This window comes from Micromonospora sp. NPDC048830, assembly GCF_043198215.1.
In the GTDB taxonomy this organism is placed as follows: domain Bacteria; phylum Actinomycetota; class Actinomycetes; order Mycobacteriales; family Micromonosporaceae; genus Micromonospora.
Window position 1 is genome coordinate 27,232 of the sequence record NZ_JBICUP010000042.1, and the last position, 21,218, is coordinate 48,449.

11 protein-coding genes and 1 tRNA gene are annotated in these 21,218 nt (G+C 70.1%); 11 read left to right on the forward strand and 1 reads right to left on the reverse strand.

Annotation, left to right across the window (positions count from 1 at the left end; genetic code table 11):
* Window positions 1-59 precede the first annotated feature (59 nt).
* The gene (locus ACGFIZ_RS27480) at window positions 60-311 is read right to left on the reverse strand and encodes a TM2 domain-containing protein (RefSeq protein ID WP_393423914.1); all 252 of its coding nucleotides are present in this window, start codon (window positions 309-311) and stop codon (window positions 60-62) included.
* A gap of 287 nt (window positions 312-598) precedes the next feature.
* Here ACGFIZ_RS27480 and ald point away from each other — a divergent pair, with 287 nt between their 5' ends.
* From ald to ACGFIZ_RS27535, 11 genes are all read left to right on the forward strand, one after another.
* Window positions 599-1,714: an alanine dehydrogenase gene (gene ald, locus ACGFIZ_RS27485; protein ID WP_393423916.1), complete on the forward strand. Its 1,116-nt coding sequence runs from the start codon at window positions 599-601 to the stop codon at window positions 1,712-1,714.
* Window positions 1,711-2,718, forward strand: a complete 1,008-nt coding sequence (locus ACGFIZ_RS27490; protein ID WP_393423966.1) for a site-specific tyrosine recombinase XerD — start codon at window positions 1,711-1,713, stop codon at window positions 2,716-2,718. The genes ald and ACGFIZ_RS27490 overlap by 4 nt, the downstream gene beginning before the upstream one ends.
* A 238-nt stretch (window positions 2,719-2,956) precedes the next feature.
* On the forward strand, window positions 2,957-3,880 hold the full coding sequence (locus ACGFIZ_RS27495; RefSeq protein ID WP_393423919.1) for a ParA family protein: 924 nt from the start codon (window positions 2,957-2,959) through the stop codon (window positions 3,878-3,880).
* Window positions 3,881-3,960: 80 nt separating this feature from the next.
* Window positions 3,961-5,034: a segregation and condensation protein A gene (locus ACGFIZ_RS27500; protein WP_393423922.1), complete on the forward strand. Its 1,074-nt coding sequence runs from the start codon at window positions 3,961-3,963 to the stop codon at window positions 5,032-5,034.
* The gene (gene scpB / locus ACGFIZ_RS27505; RefSeq protein WP_393423925.1) at window positions 5,031-6,065 is read left to right on the forward strand and encodes an SMC-Scp complex subunit ScpB; all 1,035 of its coding nucleotides are present in this window, start codon (window positions 5,031-5,033) and stop codon (window positions 6,063-6,065) included. The genes ACGFIZ_RS27500 and scpB overlap by 4 nt, the downstream gene beginning before the upstream one ends.
* Window positions 6,052-6,822, forward strand: a complete 771-nt coding sequence (locus ACGFIZ_RS27510) for a pseudouridine synthase (RefSeq protein WP_393423928.1) — start codon at window positions 6,052-6,054, stop codon at window positions 6,820-6,822. Before scpB ends, ACGFIZ_RS27510 begins: the two co-directional genes overlap by 14 nt.
* 168 nt (window positions 6,823-6,990) lie before the next feature.
* Window positions 6,991-7,671 carry a (d)CMP kinase gene (gene cmk, locus ACGFIZ_RS27515; protein WP_393423931.1) on the forward strand — a complete coding sequence of 227 codons (681 nt, stop codon included), beginning with the start codon at window positions 6,991-6,993 and terminating at the stop codon, window positions 7,669-7,671.
* Window positions 7,668-9,071, forward strand: coding sequence for a ribosome biogenesis GTPase Der (der, locus tag ACGFIZ_RS27520; protein WP_393423934.1), 1,404 nt, complete (start codon window positions 7,668-7,670; stop codon window positions 9,069-9,071). Before cmk ends, der begins: the two co-directional genes overlap by 4 nt.
* Window positions 9,072-9,249: 178 nt before the next feature.
* A tRNA-Pro gene (locus ACGFIZ_RS27525) sits at window positions 9,250-9,323 on the forward strand.
* 425 nt (window positions 9,324-9,748) lie between these two features.
* The gene (locus ACGFIZ_RS27530) at window positions 9,749-10,258 is read left to right on the forward strand and encodes a hypothetical protein (RefSeq protein ID WP_393423937.1); all 510 of its coding nucleotides are present in this window, start codon (window positions 9,749-9,751) and stop codon (window positions 10,256-10,258) included.
* Between the two features lie 197 nt (window positions 10,259-10,455).
* Window positions 10,456-21,210 carry a LamG-like jellyroll fold domain-containing protein gene (locus tag ACGFIZ_RS27535; RefSeq protein WP_393423940.1) on the forward strand — a complete coding sequence of 3,585 codons (10,755 nt, stop codon included), beginning with the start codon at window positions 10,456-10,458 and terminating at the stop codon, window positions 21,208-21,210.
* Window positions 21,211-21,218 lie beyond the last annotated feature (8 nt).

Below are 21,218 nucleotides of genomic sequence, written 5' to 3' on the forward strand. Positions count from 1 at the left end.
CGGGACTACGACGACGAGGGGCCGTGCGCAGGCACGGCCCCTCGTGTCGTCTCGGGTCGTCAGTCGCGCAGCGGCCGACCCTGACCGTCGACGCCGCCGTTGACCAGGATCAGGATGCCGTCGATGGTGCCCCAGAGGGCGCCGAAGCCGCAGGTCACAAGCGTCACCACGAGCTGCAGGACGCCGATCTTGGTGTGCCCCATGTAGAACCGCCCGACGCCGAAGCCGCCGAGCAGGATGCCGAGGATGCCCGCCACCATCTTGCTCTTGTCGGACACGCCCTGCGGGTACTGCTGGTAAGGAGTGCTCATGGGGCGACACCCTAGTGATCTCCCGCGATCCTGTCCCGACCGGGGGGACCACGGTGGGACGATGGGGGACGAACAGTGTCCTGACGGCTGAGGCGCTCTCCACCGCCGGCCCGGTCGATACCTGACACATCGTCAGCACAGCCGGCCACCGGATGTCACTGTGTCGGCTGCCCAGCGGATTCGGCGGGCCTAGACTGCCGCCGCGGGGAGCGGTGGACCGCGGCGGCAACGGGGCCGGCGCGCACCGACAGTCGGGGTGGGACGGCCCCGGAGAGAGGGGTCTGCACGTGAAGGTCGGAATCCCACGCGAGGTCAAGAACCACGAGTACCGCGTGGCGATCACGCCGGCGGGCGTCAACGAGTTCACCCGCGGCGGCCACCAGGTCTTCGTCGAGTCCGGTGCCGGCGCCGGGTCGAGCATCACCGACGAGGAGTTCGCCGCCGCCGGGGCCAAGATCCTGGCCACGGCGGACGAGGTGTGGGTCGCCGCGGAGATGGTGCTCAAGGTCAAGGAGCCGATCGCCGAGGAGTACCACCGGATGCGCGAGGGGCAGGTGCTCTTCACCTACCTGCACCTGGCCGCCTCCAAGGCGTGCACCGACGCGCTGCTCGACCGGAAGGTCACCGGCATCGCGTACGAGACCGTCGAGCTGCCCGACCGGTCGCTGCCGCTGCTCGCCCCGATGTCCGAGGTGGCCGGCCGGCTCGCCCCGCAGGTCGGCGCGTACCACCTGCAGCGGCAGGGCGGCGGGCGCGGCATCCTGATGGGCGGCGTCTCCGGCGTGTACGCGGCCAAGACCGTGGTCATCGGCGCCGGCGTGTCCGGCATGAACGCCGCCGCCATCGCGCTCGGCCTGCAGGCCGAGGTGCTGCTGCTGGACAAGAACGTCGCGCGGCTGCGGCAGGCCGACGCCATCTACCGGGGCCACCTGCAGACGGTCGCCTCCAACGCGTACGAGATCGAGCGGGCCGTGCTCGACGCGGACCTGGTCATCGGCGCCGTGCTGGTGCCGGGAGCGAAGGCCCCGACCCTGATCTCCAACGAGCTGGTCTCCCGGATGAAGCCGGGCAGCGTGCTGGTGGACATCTCCATCGACCAGGGTGGCTGCTTCGAGGACTCCCGCCCGACCACGCACGCCGAGCCGACCTACAAGGTGCACGAGTCGATCTTCTACTGCGTGGCGAACATGCCCGGCGCCGTGCCGCACACCAGCACGTACGCGCTGACCAACGTCACCGTGCCGTACGCCCTCGAGCTCGCCAACCACGGCTGGCGCGAGGCGCTGCGCCGCGACCCGGCCCTGGCGCTGGGCCTGAACACCCACGACGGCCAGGTCGTGTACGGGCCGGTCGCCGAGGCGCACGGCATGCGACACCTGCCGCTGACCGAGGTGCTGGCCTGACCGACGAGGCGCGCACCGGAGCACCGGACGGGGCCGGCGCGGGCAGGCAGCCCGCGCCGGCCCTGCGCCGTGCCGTGCGCGGCTACCTCGACCACCTCACCGTCGAGCGCGGCCTGTCCGCCAACACCCTCGCGTCGTACCGGCGGGACCTGGACCGCTACCTGGCCACCCTGGCCGCCGCCGGCGTCACCGACCTGGCCGCCGTCGACGCCGCCCAGGTCGAGGCGCACCTGGCCCGGCTGCGCGCCGGCTCCGACGGCCACCCGCCGCTCGCGGTCTCCTCGGCCGCCCGGGCCGCCAGCGCCGTGCGCGGCCTGCACCGCTTCGCCGTGCGCGAGGGCCTGGCCGGCGGCGACCCGAGCCGGGACGTCCGCCCGCCCGTCCCGCCGCGCCGGTTGCCCCGGGCGCTCGCCGTCGACCAGGTGGTGCGGCTGCTGGAGACCGCCGGGCCGCTGACCGCCGCCGGTGACGCCGCGCCGCTCGCGCTGCGCGACCGGGCGCTGCTGGAGTTCCTGTACGGCACCGGGGCGCGCATCTCCGAGGCCGTCGGCGCCGCCGTCGACGACCTGGACACCGGCGAGGGGACGGCGTTGCTGCGGGGCAAGGGCGGGCGCACCCGACTCGTGCCGATCGGCGGGTACGCCGTCGAGGCGCTGGGCGCCTGGCTGGTACGCGGCCGGCCCGCCCTGGTCGCCGCCGGCCGGGGCACCCCGGCGGTCTTCGTCAACGCCCGCGGCGGCGCGCTGACCCGGCAGGGCGCGTGGACGATCCTGCGCCGGGCCGCCGAGCGGGCCGGACTGCCGGTGGACGGCCCCGGCGCGGTCTCCCCGCACACCCTGCGGCACTCGTACGCCACCCACCTGCTCGACGGCGGCGCCGACGTGCGGGTCGTGCAGGAACTGCTCGGCCACGCCTCGGTGACCACGACCCAGGTGTACACATTGGTCACCGTGGAGCGGCTGCGCGAGGTGTACGCTACCGCCCATCCCCGCGCCCGCGGCTGAGCCCGCGTGCCCCGGCGGTCCCGGTCCGCCCCGCCCCGCCCGGGCCGGGCAGGCGCACCGGCCCCGGCCAGGCAGGCGGCCGACACGCCGCACGGCTGCCGAACGCGCTGCTCGCCGGTGGCGTACAGTCGGCATGGCGCGGGCCTGGCGGAGCGAAGCGGACCGGGTGCGCAGCGGCGCCGCGAGGGGGTCGGACGGCTCCGACGCCGGGTGGTCGTCGGGAGGGGGCAACGAGGACATGGCTGGCAACGGTGACCGTGCCGAGACCTGGACGTCGGAGCTCCGCGAGCAGCAGGCCGCGCTCGGTTCGGACCTCGGCCCGGCGGATCCGGCGGCGTACACGATGCGCAAGCCGATCCCGGAGCCGATGCCCACCGACCGGCACGGCCCGGCCCGGATCATCGCGATGGCCAACCAGAAGGGCGGCGTCGGCAAGACCACCACCACGATCAACCTGGGCGCGGCGCTGGCCGAGTACGGCCGCCGCGTGCTGCTGGTCGACTTCGATCCCCAGGGCGCCCTCTCGGTCGGGCTCGGGGTCAACCCGCACAACCTCGACCTGTCGGTCTACAACCTGCTCATGCAGGACGACGTCACGCCCGAGGACGTCCTCATCAAGACGGACGTGGCGGGCCTGCACCTGCTGCCGGCCAACATCGACCTCTCCGCGGCCGAGATCCAGCTCGTCAACGAGGTGGCCCGGGAGATGGCCCTGGCCCGGGTGCTCAGGTCGATCCGCAAGGAGTACGACTACATCCTCATCGACTGCCAGCCGTCCCTCGGCCTGCTGGCGATCAACGCGCTGACCGTCGCCCACGGGGTGCTCATCCCCCTGGAGTGCGAGTTCTTCAGCCTGCGCGGCGTGGCCCTGCTCCTGGACACCATCGACAAGGTGCGCGAGCGGCTCAACTTCGACCTGGAGCTGGAGGGCATCCTCGCCACCATGTACGACAGCCGCACCACCCACTGCCGGCAGGTGCTCCAGCGGGTGGTCGAGGCGTTCGGCGACAAGGTCTACCAGACGGTGATCACCAAGACGGTGAAGTTCCCCGAGTCCACGGTGGCCGGCGCGCCCATCACCACCCTCGATCCGGCCTCGTCGGGCGCCCGTAACTACCGGCAGCTCGCCCGCGAGGTGATCGCCGCCCAGGCGGAACGGTAGGCCGTGCGCCGTCCGACCGGCGGGCGCCCCGGGGCGCACCTTCCCGCCGGGCCTCCCGGAGCGTGGACTACGGTCGTCCGGTGACCGCGCCGCCCCTCGACCCGCCCGTCGGGCCTCCGCCCGCCGACGGCGCGGCGACCGGTGCGTCCGGCGCGGCGACCGGTGCGTCCGGCTCGGCGACCGCGGCCGACCCGCCCGTCCTGGCCGGCGCGCCCGACGGGGCACCGGTGACCGCCTCGGCCGACGGGGCCGCCGAGGCTGGCCTGCCCGGCGCGGAGGCCGCTGGCTTCACCGTCCGGCTGGACAACTTCACCGGCCCGTTCGACCTGCTGCTGCAACTGATCGGCAAGCACAAGCTCGACGTCACCGAGGTGGCCCTGCACCGCGTGACCGACGAGTTCATCGCGTACATCCGCGCGATGGGCGACCAGTGGGACCTGGACGAGGCCAGCGAGTTCCTGCTGATCGCCGCCACCCTGCTCGACCTCAAGGCGGCGCGGCTGCTGCCCGCCGCCGAGGTCGAGAACGAGGAGGACCTGGCCCTGCTGGAGGCGCGCGACCTGCTGTTCGCCCGCCTGTTGCAGTACAAGGCGTTCAAGGAGGCGGCGGCGCACCTCGCCGAGCTGGAGGCGGTCGGCGGTCGGCGCTACCCCCGGTCCGTGACCCTGGAGCCCCGGTACGCCGAGGCGTTGCCCGACCTGGTCCTCGGCATCGGCCCGGAACGGCTGCTGAAGCTCGCGGTCAAGGCGATGACCCCGAAGCCGGTGCCCGAGGTCTCCATCGCCCACGTGCACATGGTCCGGGTCAGCGTGCGCGAGCACGCCGCGATCATCAGCGAGCGGCTGCGCCGCGCCGGCACGGCCACGTTCTCCCTGCTCTGCGCCGACTGCGAGGCCACCCTCGAGGTGGTCGCCCGGTTCCTGGCCCTGCTCGAGCTGTACCGGGAGGGGCTGGTCTCCTTCGTCCAGGAGCAGGCCTTGGCGGAGCTGACGGTGCGGTGGACCGGCCCCGCCGACGGCGGCACCGACCTGCGCGTCGACGAGTACGCCGGCAGCGTCGAGAGTCCGCCGCGCGATGTCGGCGACGTGGCGGGGTCCGGGCCACCGGGACCGGACCATGTCGGCGACATGGAGTCGATGGAGGGAGCGGGATGAGTGACGAGGAGCGCCAGGACTCGCTGGCCGACCAGGCGGCCGCCTGGGTGCCGCCGTGGGAGCGCCCCCGACCCCCCGCCGCCCGTCGACCCCAGGAAGACCTCGGCAGCGAACGGCCCACCGAGGAGCCGAATCCTCCCACGGGCCCGGACCCGGATGCGGCGGACATCGCGCTGGTAGCCGTGCCGGATGCCGTGCCGGCAGCCGTGCCGGCAGCCGAGCCGGCAGCCACGTCGGTAGCCGAGCCTCCCCAGACCGTGCTGCCGGCGGCGGCCCCTGCCGAGGCCGCCCCTGCCGAGGCCGCCCAGCCCGACGCCGCGCGGTCGGAGGCCGGCGAGCGCCAGGTCGAGGCGGGAGAGCGGCACGTCGAGGCGGGAGAGCGGCACGTCGAGGCGGGAGAGCGGGACACCGCCGCGGGCGTACCGAGGAAGCAGCCGGCGGGGCGACGGCGGACGACCGCCGCGCCCGAGCCACCGCCCGAGCTCGACGACCGCGAGCTGCGGGCGGCGCTGGAGGCCATCCTCCTCGTCGTCGACGAGCCGGTCAGCGAGCTGACCCTCGCCCAGGTGCTGGAGCAGCCGCCGGAGCGGGTCGGCGCGATGCTCGACGACATCGCGGCCGGCTACACCGCCGCCGGGCACGGCTTCGAGCTGCGCCGGGCCGCGGGCGGCTGGCGGCTCTACACCCGGCCGGAATACGCGACGTACGTCGAGCGGTTCGTGCTGGACGGGCAGTCGGTACGCCTGACCCAGGCGGCGCTGGAGACCCTCGCCGTGGTCGCGTACAAGCAGCCGGTGACCCGCTCGCGCATCTCGGCCATCCGGGGTGTCAACTGCGACGGGGTGATCCGTACGCTGGTCTCCCGCGGCCTGGTCGAGGAGTGCGGCACCGAACCGGACAGCGGGGCGTTCCTCTACCGGACCACCACGATGTTCCTGGAGAAGCTGGGGCTGAACTCCGTCGACGAGCTGCCCCCGCTCGCCCCGTTCCTCCCCGACGACGTAGAAGAGCTTGCCGATGCGACGCGATGACCGTGCCCCGAAGCCCGACGCCCCCGTGTACGAGGGCGCCGAGCGCCTGCAGAAGGTGCTGGCCGCCGCCGGCGTGGGCTCCCGACGCGCCTGCGAGGACCTGATCTTCCGCCGCCGGGTCACCATCAACGGTCGGGTGGCCCAGCTCGGCGACAGGGCCGACCCGGCCCGCGACGTCATCCACGTCGACGGCGAGCGCCTGCAGGCCGACACCCGCCTGGTCTACCTGGCGATGAACAAGCCGCGCGGGGTCGTCTCGACGATGGCGGACGAGAAGGGACGCGCCGCCCTGTCCGACTTCCTCGGCAACCGGGTCGAGCAGCGGGTCTACCACGTCGGGCGGCTCGACGCGGACAGCGAGGGCCTGCTGCTGCTCACCAACGACGGCACCCTCGCCCACCGGCTCATGCACCCCTCGTACGGGGTGCCGAAGACGTACCTGTGCGAGGTCGCCGGGCCGATCCCGCGCAACCTCGGCAAGCGGCTGGCGGCCGGCATCGAGCTGGAGGACGGCCCGGTGAAGGTCGACTCCTTCAAGGTGGTGGACACCCTGGGCAAGACCGCCCAGGTGGAGCTGACCCTGCACGAGGGGCGCAAGCACATCGTCCGGCGGCTGCTGGCCGAGGTCGGCCACCCGGTGTCGCGGCTGGTGCGTACCTCGATCGGGCCGATCCGGCTCGGCGACCTGCGCGCCGGACGGACCCGCCGGCTCACCAACGCCGAGGTCGCCGCCCTGTTCAATGCGGTGGGTGACTGACCCGCGGTCGCGGGTACCACAACCGGTAGGCTTCCGTGACGCCCGCGACGGGGCGTCACGGCGGCGTCGCGCGCGGCCCCGGCAGGGCGCGGGCATGATTGACGACGACGGACAACCGCTCGCGGCGGGCCGCCGAACCCCGCGAGGTACGGGCTGAGGAGGAACACGGTGGAGGAAAACGTACGGACCGGGCGCTGCGTGGTCGCTGTGGACGGGCCGTCCGGTTCGGGTAAGTCCACCGTCTCCCGGCGGCTCGCCGGCGGCATCGGCGCACGCTACCTGGACACCGGCGCGATGTACCGGGCGGTCACCTGGGCGGTGCTGCGCTCCGGGGTCGACCTGACGGACGCCGAGTCGGTGGCCAAGGTCGCCGCCGAGGCCGACCTGCGCATCGGCACCGACCCCCAGGGGTACGGCGTGACCGTCGACGACATCTCCGTCGACCGCGAGATCCGGGGCCCCGAGGTGACCGGGGCGGTCTCCGCCGTGGCCGCCGTACCCGCGGTGCGGGCGCTGCTCGTGGCCCGCCAGCGGGAACTGATCGACCAGGCCGGGCGAATGGTGGTCGAGGGCCGCGACATCGGCTCGGTCGTCACGCCGGACGCCGACCTGAAGGTCTACCTGACGGCCTCGGCGGAGGCCCGCGCCCAGCGACGCAGCGCCGAGGACGCCACCGACGTGGCCGCGACCGCCGCCGACCTGGCCCGCCGGGACCGGCTCGACTCCACCCGCAAGGCCGACCCGTTGCAGCAGGCCGCCGACGCGGTGGTCCTGGACACCACGGAGCTGGGCATCGACGAGGTCGTCGACCGGCTGCGTTCGCTGCTGACCGAGCGGGGAGTGGCGTGACCAACGACGAGGGCTGGGTGGAACTGCGCGAGCCGGACCTCGACACCGAGGAGCAGACCGGTCCGCAGCCCGTGGTGGCTGTGGTGGGCCGCCCCAACGTGGGCAAGTCGACCCTGGTCAACCGGATCATCGGCCGCCGCCAGGCGGTCGTCGAGGACGTCCCCGGGGTGACCCGGGACCGGGTGCCGTACGACGCGCAGTGGTCCGGCCGCGCGTTCACCGTGGTGGACACCGGCGGCTGGGAGCCGGACGCCAAGGACCGGGCCGCGGCGATCGCCGCGCAGGCCGAGGCGGCGGTCGCCACGGCCGACGTGGTGCTCTTCGTGGTCGACGCCGTGGTCGGCTCCACCGATGTGGACGAGGCCGCGGTGAAGATGCTGCGCCGCAGCGCGAAGCCCGTCATCCTGGTGGCCAACAAGGCCGACAACAGCTCCGTCGAGATGGAGGCGACCTCGCTGTGGTCGCTCGGCCTCGGCGAGCCGCACGCGGTCTCCGCGCTGCACGGCCGGGGCTCCGGCGACCTGCTCGACGCCATCCTGGACGCCCTGCCGGACGCGCCGGCCGTACTGGAGAACCGCCCCCGCGGCCCGCGCCGCGTGGCCCTGGTCGGGCGCCCGAACGTGGGCAAGTCCAGCCTGCTCAACCGGTTCTCCGGCGAGGAACGGGCGGTCGTCGACTCCGTCGCCGGCACCACCGTCGACCCCGTCGACAGCCTTGTGGAGATCGGCGGCCAGACCTGGCAGCTGGTGGACACCGCGGGCCTGCGCAAGCGGGTGGGCAAGGCCAGCGGCACCGAGTACTACGCCAGCCTGCGTACCGCGTCCGCGATCGAGGCCGCCGAGGTGGCGGTGGTGCTGCTCGACGCCAGCGAGCCGATCAGCGAGCAGGACCAGCGGATCCTGTCGATGGTCACCGAGGCCGGGCGAGCCCTCGTGCTCGCCTTCAACAAGTGGGACCTGGTCGACGCCGACCGCCGGTACTACCTGGAGAAGGAGGTCGAGCGGGAGCTGCGCCGCATCCCCTGGGCGATCCGGGTCAACGTTTCGGCCAAGACCGGCCGGGCCGTCGACCGGCTGGCCCCGGCGCTGCGCAAGGCGCTCGCCAGCTGGGAGACCCGAGTGCCGACCGCGCAGCTCAACCAGTGGCTCACCGCGCTGGTGCAGGCAACCCCGCACCCGGTGCGGGGCGGTCGGGCGCCGCGCATCCTCTTCGCCACGCAGGCCGGCACCTGCCCGCCGCGCTTCGTGCTGTTCAGCACCGGCCCGTTGGACGCCGGCTACCAGCGGTTCGTCGAGCGCAAGCTCCGCGAGGAGTTCGGCTTCGAGGGCAGCCCGATCGAGATTTCGGTACGCCCGCGCAAGAAGCTCGGCCCGGGCGGCCGGGGCAAGGCGCACGGCTGACCCGACGGCTGGGCGGGGCCGCCAGCGCCCCGCCCACCCCACCCTCCTAGGACGCTCTAGGGGGTGTGAGGGTGCCGCGGCGCGCCGGAGGATCAGGTGGGGCCCGTGCGGACGGACCGAAGATCGTGCGCTAAGCTGTACCGGCTGTCGCGGGGAGTTAAGCACCGCGCGGGAGCATCGGGACGTGGCGCAGCTTGGTAGCGCACTTGACTGGGGGTCAAGGGGTCGTCGGTTCGAATCCGGCCGTCCCGACAGTGTGAGCTGGGGAAATAGGCAATCGCAACGAACATATTGGACGATCGCCGTGACCAGATGGCCACGGCGATCGTCCCTTTGTGGCCCGGGTAACGTGACAAAGCCGGCATTCGACGCTTTGAGCATGACCGGATGGCGCCATTTGGGCTGATTCGCCGCGTGTCGCGCAAGACACGGAATCAAGGGGCCGCTGTGTCGGCCAGTGCCGGACCGTGATGATGAGGTGGGTCGGGGGCGTGACGTTCGCTGGCGCGTAGGCGTTGCCTCGCCGCTGCCTTGTTTGTGCGACAAGTGGGCTCGTGCCGTGCTTCGTAGAGGTGTGGGAAGTCGGGCCCGAGAAGAAGCGGCACGCACCTGAGGCGAGCGTCGGCTACGCTCACCGATCCAAACCCGTCGCTTGTCCATTGGCATCGTGAGGTCGTATGAAGCGGTTGCGTTGGCCTGTCGTGCTGGCGTCGTTGTTGGTCGTGGGCCTGGCTGTTGGTGTGACCTGGGCGTTCTGGCCGCGAGATCAGGTGGCGCCGCAACCGCGCGAGCGGCAGTACGAGGCGTTCACCGCGTGCCTGCTGACTGACGATCAGGGTTTGGCGGGCGAGCTTGCGGGGGCCGCGTGGGCTGGAATGCAGCGGGTTTCCGTCGCGGAGTCCATCAGGGTCCAGTATCTGGCTGTGGCGGGGCCGCAGACCTCGGCGAATGCGCTGGCGTACTTCAACACCCTGGCCCTGGATGGTTGCCGAGTCGTGGTGGCGGTGGGTGAGGCGCCGGTGGCGGCACTGGAGCAGGGGCGCTCGCGGTTCCCGGGCTCCCGCTATGTGACGGTGGGATCGGACCGACCGGTCGAAGGCGTGCGAGGTGTGCCGGCCACGACGGCTGCCGATGTTCGGGCGGGAGTGGAGATGGTGGTCCGCGAGGCGTGGACCACTACCAGATGATCTCCTGCATTTCCATGCTTGAGTTTTTGCTCAACGTCAGGGAGTCTGTTCTCTCCGTATAGTTTGATCAACGGGGGAGGGCTGCCATGGGCGGTCGGCGGCAGCGTGGGCGCATCGTGGTTGTCGATCGTCGCCGCAGGCGGGCTCGGCTCGTCGGCCGTCTGGCAATGGTCCTCGTCCTGACGATGTTGATGACGGTGGGGGCTCCCAAGGCGCCACTGCACCACCCTGGCAGCAGCGGGTTCCCGCTCTCCTGGCTCTCCGACCTTTTGGCGCTCCGGTTCGCATGGGCCGAGCCGGCGACTCCGCAGCAGCAGATGGGGCAGTCACCCGACCGGGGGCACTACGTCGCCTCGCCGCCGGTGCAGGACCACAGCCGAGTCCGGCCCGCCCGGGGCGAGCTGAAGCTGATGCAGCCGCGCAAGCCCGAGGTGGGTGTACGCACGACCCGTTCCGCCGAAGGCTTCGACGTGGCCGCCAGCAGGCGTGTCTCGGAGGCGTCGACCAGCACCTCCGATGTCTTCCAGAACCCGGATGGCTCCTACACCCGGCGGGTCCACCAGCGTCCCGTGAACTTCAAGGATTCGAAGGGGGATTGGCAGCAGATCGACAACACCCTTCAGCAGGCCGACGATCGGCTGCGGGTCCGCGCCAATCCCATCGATGTCACCTTCGCCCCACGCGCGGCGGGGACGTCGCAGCCGCTCATGCGGATGGACCTCGGCCGCGGCGACATTCTCGGCTACGACCTGCGAGGCGCCGCTCCGAGCGCGGCCACCCTGGCCGGCGCTACCGCCACCTACTCGAACGTCTTCCCGAACGTTGACCTGACCCTCCGGTCGAGTGGCGGCACGGTCAAGGAAAGTCTGATCTTCCGATCGCCTGACGTGGCGACCGAGTACCTGTATCCCCTGCGCCTGACCGGTCTGACCCCGCAGATCGAGGACGACGGCGGGGTTGTCTTCCTTGACGCTGCCGGCAAGATGGCGGCGCGCATGCCGGTTGGCTGGATGGAGGACTCCGCCGTCGACAAGACCGGTGCCAGAGCTACCTCCTACGCTGTCCGCTTCGAGATCGTGACAACCGTCGACGGCCCGGCGCTGAAGGTTTCCGTCGACGGGAACTGGTTGCGGGACCCGGCGCGCAAGTTCCCGGTGGTTCTCGATCCCAGTACCGGCCGGACCCCCACGACCAGCGATGACACCTACGTGCAGTCGGGTGGCACCGAGCCCCAACGCAACACCGAGCACAGTGTCGCGGTCGGCACCTTCGACGGCGGTACCGGCAAGGCCAAGACCCTGTTGCCTTTCTACCCCGCCTTCGGTAACGCCTACGCGGGCAAGCGACTCAGCGCGGCCGACCTGAACGTCTTCCTGACCTACCAGGGGGCCGGCGACGGGTGCGTGGCCCGCCGGTTCGACGTGCACCGGGTAACCGCCAACTGGTCTACCTCCACGGTCAAGTACGGCACCTTCCCGCCGTACACGCCGTCGATCGGCAACGCCTCCCCGAGCAGCACCGCCGCCTGCGGCAACACCGCCGCCGACCGCACCGTCGGCACCTGGGTCTCGGTGCCGATGGACGTCGACGAAATCAACGAGTGGGTCACCGGCGCAAGCACCTACGGGCTGGCACTCACCGCCTCCGAGACCGACAGGGACGCGTGGAAGCGTTTCACCTCCACCGACGCCGCGGTGAACTGCAACCACAGCACCTACGGCCTGATCAGTTGCGCTCCGTTCATCGACGTGACCTACACCGACAACGTCGCCCCGCAGGTCGACCTGCGATACCCGTCGAACAACGTCGCCCTTGACACCCTCACCCCGGAGCTCATCGCTCAGGGCCACGACTCGGACAACTGGCCGGCCAAGGGTCTTCGGTTCAACTTCATCATCTACAACGACCAGGGGACGCAGCTGACCAGCTCCGGCTGGGTCAGCGGTGGCGTGTGGAAGGTGCCCGCCGGCGTCCTGCAATGGAAGAAGACCTACCTGTACGCGGTCCAGGCCAACGACTACTCCTCCAGCGGCCCGACCACACCGATGTACGCGTTCAGCACCCAGGTGCCGCAACCCCCGATCACCTCCGCGCTCGCGCAGAACGGCGACAAGGGATACGACGGCAACGTCGGCAACTACACCACCTCCGACATCGATGCGCAGGTCACCACGGTCGGGCCGGCGTTGGCCGTCAACCGGGACTACAACAGCCTCGACACCCGGGTCGACAACGCCTTCGGCCACGGCTGGTCGTCGATCCTCGACATGAGGACCCGAGAGATCCGCGACGCCTCGGGGAGCCTGCAGACCGTCGCCGTGCGCTATCCGGACGGGCAGGAGGCCGCGTTCGGCCGTAACAACGACGGCACCTGGGTCGCGCCGCTGGGGCGGTACTCGGCATTCAAGCCCGTGACCGGCGGCTACTCCCTGACGGACAAGGACGCCACAGTCTACGAGTTCACCCGGGCCGCCGCGTCCGGCGTCCACCGGATCACGAAGATCGCCGACGCCTCCGGCCGCGCCGTGACCTTCGAGTACGACACCGGCGGCCAGCTGAAGAAGATGACGTCACTGGCGTCCAGTCGCAGTCTGGCCTTCACCTGGTCGACGCCGCCGGCCGCCACGGCACCGCACATCGCCACCGTCGTCACCGATCCGGTCGTGCCGAGCGATACGGCAACCGCCCTGACCTGGACCTACGGCTACGACGGCGACAAGTTGACGTCGGTCTGCGAGCCCGGCGCCGGCACCCAGTGCCTCACCTACGGTTACACGTCGGTGTCGCAGCATGCCAACACTGTCCTGAACAGCGACCCGTACGCGTTCTGGCGCCTCAACGAGGCCCCGAACACGACCGCCGCGGCCAGCGCCGTGGTCTCCGAGGACGGCGCCGACAGCGGTTCCTACACCGACGTGACCCTGGGCGGCGGGCCGGCGCTGCCGGACTCGACCTCCACGTCCGCGTCGTTCAACGGCACGTCATCCCTGGTCACCCTGCCCGCCAAGGCCGTAGCCGAGGGCTCCTACCAGTCGATCGGCATGTGGTTCAAGACCAGCTCCCCGAACGGGGTGCTGTTCAGCTACCAGAAGGACCAGGTGACACCCGCCGCCACCACGACCGCTGCCTTCGTCCCCGCCCTCTACATCGGCTCGGACGGCAAGCTGCGCGGCGAACTGGGCTCCGCCAATCCGGCGGGTGCGATGTCCTCGCCCGGGCCTGTCACCGACGGGCAGTGGCATCATGTGGTCCTCGCCGGCAACGGCGGAAGCCAGCAACTGTTCCTCGACGGCACACAGGTCGGCAGCCTGACCGGTGCGATCAACCTGCACGGTCTCGACGCGGGTAACGCCTACCTGGGCGCCGGCTTCCTCGGCGGCGCCTGGCCGAGCCAGCCGCACAGCACTCCGACCGCCACCTTCTTCACCGGGTCGATCGCCGACGTCGCCTACTACAACAGGGGCCTCACCAGCACCGACGTCGCCGCGATGTACCGGACGGGCCGCGCTGGCACCCCGCAGTTGTCCCTCGTCACCAGTGCCGCCGGGAGGGTCCAGGCGCAGGTCGTCTACCACAGCGTCACCGGCCGAGTCTTCGAGGTCACCGACGAGAAGGGCGGCGTGTGGAAGGTCGGCGCACCGACCGCCTCCGGTTCCAGCCTGGTGTACGTGTCGGCCGTCCTCGGCTCACAGCCCACCGACTACTGGCGACTCGGCGACGTCGAGGCGCCGGCCGACGCGGTCAACGTCGTGCACAGCCATGAAGCCCGCTACAGCGCGGTCACCTTCGACACCAACCAGGCCGACACCAGCCCGTTCGCCGACACCTACGGCGCGATCTTCAACGGCACCTCTTCCTACGTCAAGCCCTACAATCCCGCCAACCAGGCCTACCCGGGCGTCGACTTCCCCCTCGTCGACGACGCCACCGTGGAGATGTGGTTCAAGACGCCGGTGAACCACGCCGCCAGCGGCGTCCTCTACGCCTACCAGCGCAACGAACTGAACAACGCCCCCACGACATCCAACTGGACGCCCGCGCTGTACATCGGCGCCGACGGTCTACTGCGCGGCGAGTTCTACAACGGCACGTGGAACGCGCCGATCACCTCCACGACAAAGGTCAACGACGGCAAGTGGCACCATGTCGTGCTGTCCGCGTCGACCACCCGGCAGGTTCTCTACCTCGACAACAAGATCGTCGGCGCGCTTGGCGCCATGGAGGCGACCAACGCCCTGGTGTCGTACATCGGAGCCGGAACCACCAGGGGATGGCCCAGTTCGTCGGCGGACGTCAGCTACTTCAAGGGCAACATCGCCGAGTTCGCCTACTACGACCGGGAACTTCCGCCGACGGAGGTGGACGCCCACTACCGGGCCGCGAAGAGCGCCCTGCAGAGCGGGCCGACCGCGACCCTGACCCCCGTCGCCACCGTCACCACCACGGACCCCACGAACAAGACGTCGACCGACGTCTACGACATCGTGAACGGCAACCGCCTGATCGCCGCCACCGACGCCCTCGGCCGCACCACCTCCTACGGCTACGACGTCGGCGGCTTCGAGTCCGTGGAGTTCGACCCGCTGGGCATGAAGACCGTCTCCGCCCGGGACGTGCGTGGCAACACCATCCGCTCCACCGTCTGCCGCGACCAGACGACATGCGACAGCACCTACTACAAGTACTGGCCCGACTCCACCACCGTGAACCTCACACCGGACCCGAGGAACGACCAGCTCATCGAGGTGCGCGACGCCCGGTCGCAGAGCACCACCGACAACACGTACCTCACCAAGCTGGGCTACGACGCCGCCGGCAACCGGGTCAGCGTCACCTCCCCACCCGTCGCGGGGTACGCGTCCGGACGGGCCACGACGATGACGTACTCCACCGCGGCGACCCCCGCGGTCGGAGGCGGCACGGTGCCGCCAGGCCTGCCGCTGACGACCGTGTCCGCCAAGGGAGCGACGCAGCGCACGGAGTACAACTCGGCCGGCGACGCGGTACGGATCACCGACGCGGCCGGACTCGTCACCGAGTTCACCTATGACGGCCTCGGGCGTACCCGCACGAAAACAGTCAAGGCCGAGGCGCCCGTCGGCGATCTGACCACCACCTACACCTACGACCCGGCCGGACAGGTCGTCGAACAGCTCGACCCGCCGGTGCTCAACCAGGTGACGGGTGCGATCCACACGGCCAGGACGTCCACCACGTACGACGCCGACGGCAACGTCACCTACCGCAAGATCGAGGACACCACCGGCGGGGACGCCCCGCGCGACTCCACCAGCGACTACAACTCCCACGGGCAACTGGTCAAGACCGTCGACGCCGTCGGTGCCGTCACCCTCTTCGCGTACGACGACTACGGCAACCTCACCAGCGCCGTGGCCTGTCGTGTCAGCCCGCCACCTGGAAGCCCCTGTCCGAACGGCGACATCCTGCGCACCGAGGCGGAAACCTACGACGCCGTGGGCCAGCAACTAACCACCACGATCATCGGTGCCGACGGCACCAGCACCCGCGTGTCGTCGAAGGCCTACTACGCCAACGGCAACCTCGCCTCGGACACGGACGCGATGAACTGGGTGACGGAGTACGAGTACGACCTCAACGACAACGTCACGAAGGTCACCCGCACCGACGGCGTCAAGCGTTTCGTCCGCGAGGAGAACAGCTACGACGCCGTCGGCAACCTGATCATGCAGCTGGCCGACAACGGCGCCAACTGGACCACCCACAGCTACGACGCCGCGGGACGACTGGTCTCCTCCACCGAGCAGCCGTACGACCTCGAGCGCGTCACCAAGTACTCCTACGACGCCGACGACCGCGTCGTCAGCACCCAGAGTCTCGTCGGACAGCTCCAGACTCCGCTGCAGACCGTCGAGAACACCTACGACCCGATGGGTCGGGTGACCTCGGAGAGCGTCAGCGTCAAGAGCGCCGCCCTACCCACCGGATGGTGGCGGATGGAGGAGGCCGCCGGCTACGAGGCGTACGACTCCTCGCCGTCGGCGCGAACCCTCTACTCGTACAACGGCATCGTCGGTCGCTCCGACGGCGCCGCGCTGTTCAACCGCACCAACGTCCTCCAGACGCAGCAACCCGCGTTGAACACCACCCAGTCCTACTCCGTGTCGGCCTGGGTCAAGCTGACCGACCTCAACCAGGACCAGACGATGGTCGGCGAGGGCGGTCTCAACAACGGCGCCTTCTTCCTCAAGTACAGCAAGTCCTTCAACCGCTGGGAGTTCGCCGCCGCCCGTACCGACACCAGCTCGACGACCTGGAGCGCCGCGCGCTCCAGCGCCGCTCCGGTCGTGAACACCTGGACCCACCTGGTCGCAGTCTTCGACGCGGGCACCAAGGAAATGAGTCTGTTCGTCAACGGCTCGCGGACCGGCAGCACCACCCAGCCCACCCCCTGGAACGCCGCAACCCCACTGTCCGTCGGCGGCATCCTGATCGGCCCCAACGAGACCCAACTGGTCAACGGGGCGATCGACAACGTGCAGATCTTCCAGGAGGAGTTGAGCGCCGACGAGGTCGGCACGCTCTACGGCGGCGGTAACGGCCGAAAGGCCACCACGACGGTGACGCCGAAGAGGCTGACCACCAGCTACACCGTCGACAAGCGTGGCCTCGTCACCGCGATGACCGATCCGATGGGCAACCTGACCTCCTTCGAGTACGACGCGGCTGGGCAACTGGCGAAGGTGGTCTCGCCGTCGGTGTCGACGGAGACCTTCGGCGGCGGCGCGCCGGTGCCGGCCGTCCCGGTCTCCCGCACCGGCTACAACACCTTCGGTGAGGCGACCGAGACCCAGGACCCGCTGACCAACGTCCTCACCACCCGCTACGACGCGGTGGGCCGACCGATCAAAACGATCATGCCGGCCTACACCCCGCCCGGTGGCACCCCGATCGCCGCGGCGGAGACCAGCACGGTCTACGACCCGCTCGGCCAGGTCGAGTCGAGCACCGACCGACGCGGCAAGACCACGACCTTCGAGTACGACTCACTCGGCAACGTCGCCAAGGTCACCAACCCGGCAGGAAAGGTGACCATCGCCAAGTACGACAAGGTGGGCGACCTGCTGGAGACGGTGGACCCGACCGGGGCAAAGACCACCGCGACCTACGACTACCTCGGCCGGATGCTGACCTCCAGCCAGGTGGTCCGCCAGCCGGTCCCGGTCACCAACACCACCACCTACGGGTACGGCACCGGAGCGTACGGCAACACCCCGGCCGCCGGCCCGTGGCTGCAGAAGGTGACCACGCCGGAAGGCGTGGTGCGGAGCACCACCTACAACTGGGTGGGCGAGCCGCTGACCGAGACCGACGGGGCCAACAACGTCACCACGACCGAATACGACGGGCTCGGTCGGGTGGTCAAGACGACGCTGCCGGACCTGACGAGCCGGACGGCCACCTACGACGGGGCCGGGCGGGTCACCCGGATACAGAACTACAGCGCGACCAACGCGCTGCTCACCACCGAGACCCTGAGCTACGACGACAACAGCAACCCGACCGCGGTCAAAGACGCCCGGGGCACCACCACCACGTTCACCTACGACGCGCTGGGCAACCTCACCGGGGAGACGCAGCCGGTCACCGCGACGACCGCCATCGGGACCTCGTTCGGCTACGACCTGGCCGGCAACCAGACCCGGTTCACCGACGGCCGGGGCAACGCCTTCTGGACGACGTACAACTCGTGGGGGCTGCCCGAGTCGCGCATCGAACCGGCGACGGCGGCGTACCCGAACGCGGCAGAACGTACCTTCACCGTCGCCTACGACGCGGCCGGTCGCCCGGTGCGGCAGGACTCCCCGGGCGGGGTGAGCGTCACCAACACCTACGACGACCTCGGGCAGATCCGGCAGATCACCGGCACGGGGGCGGAGGTCGCCACCCCTGATCGGGTCTTCGACTACGACGACGCGGGCCGCCTGACCGGACTGTCCGTCCCGTCGGGCACCAACACGATCTCCTACGACGACCGTGGCCTGCCGCTGACCATCACCGGGCCGGCCGACAACACCTCGTTCTCGTACAACCGGGACGGGCAGTTGGCGTCGCGGACCGACGTCGCCGGGAAGACCAGCTACACCTACGACAACGTCGGCCGGTTGCGTACCGCGTCCAACCCGACGACGTCGATCAACGTCACCCTGGCCTACAACAAGCTCTCCCAGCCGGCGACGATCACCTACGGCACCAACAACAACGTCCGTACCCTGACCTACGACGACCTGCACCGCCTGAAGACCGACACCCTGAAGAACGCCGCCGGCACCGTCACCCTCGGCTCGATCACCTACGGGTACGACGCCAACGGCAACGAGACGTCGAAGGCGACCACCGGATTCGCCGGGTCCGCGTCGAACACGTACACCTATGACCTGGCTGACCGGTTGACCTCGTGGAGCAACGGGACGACGTCGACCACGTACGCGTACGACGCCTCCGGCAACCGCACCCAGAACGGGTCCAAGACGTTCACCTACGACGCCCGAAACCAGCTACTGACGCAGAACGACGGCTCGTCGTACCTCTACACCGCGCGTGGCACGTTGAAGCGCACCATGTCCGGGTCGGTCGCGTACGACACCCAGACCGACGCCTTCGGCCAGGTGCGGTCCCAGCAGGCTGCCGGGGGCGTCACCACCAGCTACGACTACGACGGGCTGGGCCGGGCGATCAAGCCGGGCTTCGCGTACACCGGTCTGGGTAACCACCTGGCCAAGGACGGCACCGCGACCTACACGCGTGGCCCGGCGGGGGAGTTGTTCGGTGTGGGGTCCGGTGCCGGTGCCGGTTCCCGGTACGCCTGGACCGATCAGCACTGGGACGTGGTGGGGCAGTTCTCCGCCACCGGGACGGCCCTGGCCGGGTCGACGACCTATGACCCGCTGGGCAGTGTGCTGACCACCAGCGGGATGGTCGGCAACCTCGGCTACCAGTCGGAGTGGACGGACGGGCTCAGCGGCCGGGTGAACATGCTGGCACGTTGGTACAACCCGGCCACCGGGCAGTTCGACACCCGGGACAGCGCCGACGTGTCCCCGGTGCCGGACTCGGTCGCGGCCAACCGTTTCCAGTACGGCGACGGCAACCCGCTGACCACGGTCGACCCGACCGGGCACTGGGGCTGGTCGAGCTTCAAGAGGTCCGTGTCGAGTGTCGCCAGGGTTGTCACGAACCCGGTGTCGACGTTCCGGGCGGCCACCACCGCCGCGACGTCGGCGTTCAAGCACGTCACGTCGGGCCGGACCTGGAAGGCCGTCAAGTCCGGGGTGAAGAAGGCCACCAGCAAGGCGACCAAGGCGTGGAACGTGGTGAAGAAGTCCACGGTCCGCTGGGTCAAGAAGAAGGCCAACTCGGTCAAGGACGCCATGCGCTCGGCCAAGAAGTGCCTGTCGGGCGGCGTCGGCAAGTGCGTCAAGGAGACCGCGAAGAAAGCGGTGAAGAAAGCCGTCGACAGCGCGAAGGCGACAGTCGAGGCGATAAAGAAGGATCCCTGGAAGTTCGTCGCCACCGCGGCGGCGGGGCTCGTCGCGGCGGTCGCCATCGGCGCGTTGTGCGCGACCGGGGTGGGCTGTCTGATTTTGGCCGGGGCCGCAGCGGGTGCGATGGCCGCCGGTACCGGGTTCATGGTCGATGTTTCCCGAGGTGATCAGGAGTTCTCCTGGAGCGGCCTGGCCGGCACGATGATCGAGGGCGGTCTGGACGGCGCGCTGTCGGCGGGCCTCAGCCGGCTCGGCGGTGGCCTCCGTGCAGCGGCGGGTGGGGCGAAGGCCGCTGCCGCGGCCGGAAGCCGGCTGCCCAGGCTGGGCGGACGTGCCCCGGGCAGTGGTGACGTGAAGGCCGGCGGCGGGGGCTCGAACGCCACCGCTGATGGCGGGGGCAGGGCAGCTTCCGCGGGTGGATCATCCGGTGGACCCGGTGCGCAGGGGCGGCACCGCCAGGCCGACGGCTCGGCGGATTGCACGCGGCACAGCTTCGATCCGTCGACCCGGGTGCTGCTGGCCGATGGCAGCAGCAAACCGATCGAGGATCTGCAGCACGGTGACAAGGTCGCCGCGACCGACCCGGAGACCGGTCGGAGTGCGGCGAAGCCGGTCACCCAGCTGCACGTCAATCAGGATCGTGACCTGACCGACGTCACCGTCCGCGACGACAAGACCGGCAAGACGACGGTGGTGAAGACGACCCAGCACCACCCGTTCTGGGACGCCACCGACGGCAGATGGGTCGACGCCGCGAAACTCGCCGCCGGTCACCGGCTGCTTGTGCACGACGACAAGCGCCTGGAAGGCGACGGCACCGGCGCCGGAATGGGCGGCGGCGGCCCAGGAGACCAACTCACGGTCGTCGAGGTACGCAACTACACCGGCGACAAGCGGATGCACGACCTCACCGTCGCCGACATCCACACGTACTATGTGCTGGCCGGTAATACCCCGGTCCTGGTGCACAACTGCACAGTTGTACTGGGACTGAACCATCCAGATGAAGGAATTGGTGCTGATGCTCTGGCCGAAAGGTTGCGATCCGAAAGCGGGGTCAATGCCTATACGTTCAACGGGCCCGAGCTTGGGAAATTGGACAACAATGGGCAGCCCATGTGGATGAACAAGGTCGATGAAGCTCTTCGTGACAAAAGTGTACATATAGCGGTAACCCTTGATGGTCTTACTGGCGCTACCCCGCTAGAGCAGTTTCAGAATTCTATGAGGGCAGGGCAGAAGCTGAGGGGGTGGCGAGACGTGGCGAGTGGCAATGGCACTAACTGGGAGATGAGTAGGCTCTCTCTCGCGCTGATGCTTGGAAAGAGATCGCCATCGAGTGTTTCATGGTATGTCAACGGCGTGAAGCAGTCATTGCGGTTGCCTACGACTGACGACGAGTGGGTAGTCTTCAAGGGCCTCGGCTGACTCATTGG

Excerpts from the sequence above, each read along its gene's own strand:
- scpB (WP_393423925.1), top strand. The coding sequence starts at position 5,031 with ATGAGTGACGAGGAGCGCCAGGACTCGCTGGCCGACCAGGCGGCCGCC.
- ACGFIZ_RS27480 (WP_393423914.1), bottom strand. The coding sequence starts at position 311 with ATGAGCACTCCTTACCAGCAGTACCCGCAGGGCGTGTCCGACAAGAGC.
- ACGFIZ_RS27530 (WP_393423937.1), top strand. The coding sequence starts at position 9,749 with ATGAAGCGGTTGCGTTGGCCTGTCGTGCTGGCGTCGTTGTTGGTCGTG.
- ACGFIZ_RS27510 (WP_393423928.1), top strand. The coding sequence starts at position 6,052 with ATGCGACGCGATGACCGTGCCCCGAAGCCCGACGCCCCCGTGTACGAG.
- ACGFIZ_RS27495 (WP_393423919.1), top strand. The coding sequence starts at position 2,957 with ATGGCTGGCAACGGTGACCGTGCCGAGACCTGGACGTCGGAGCTCCGC.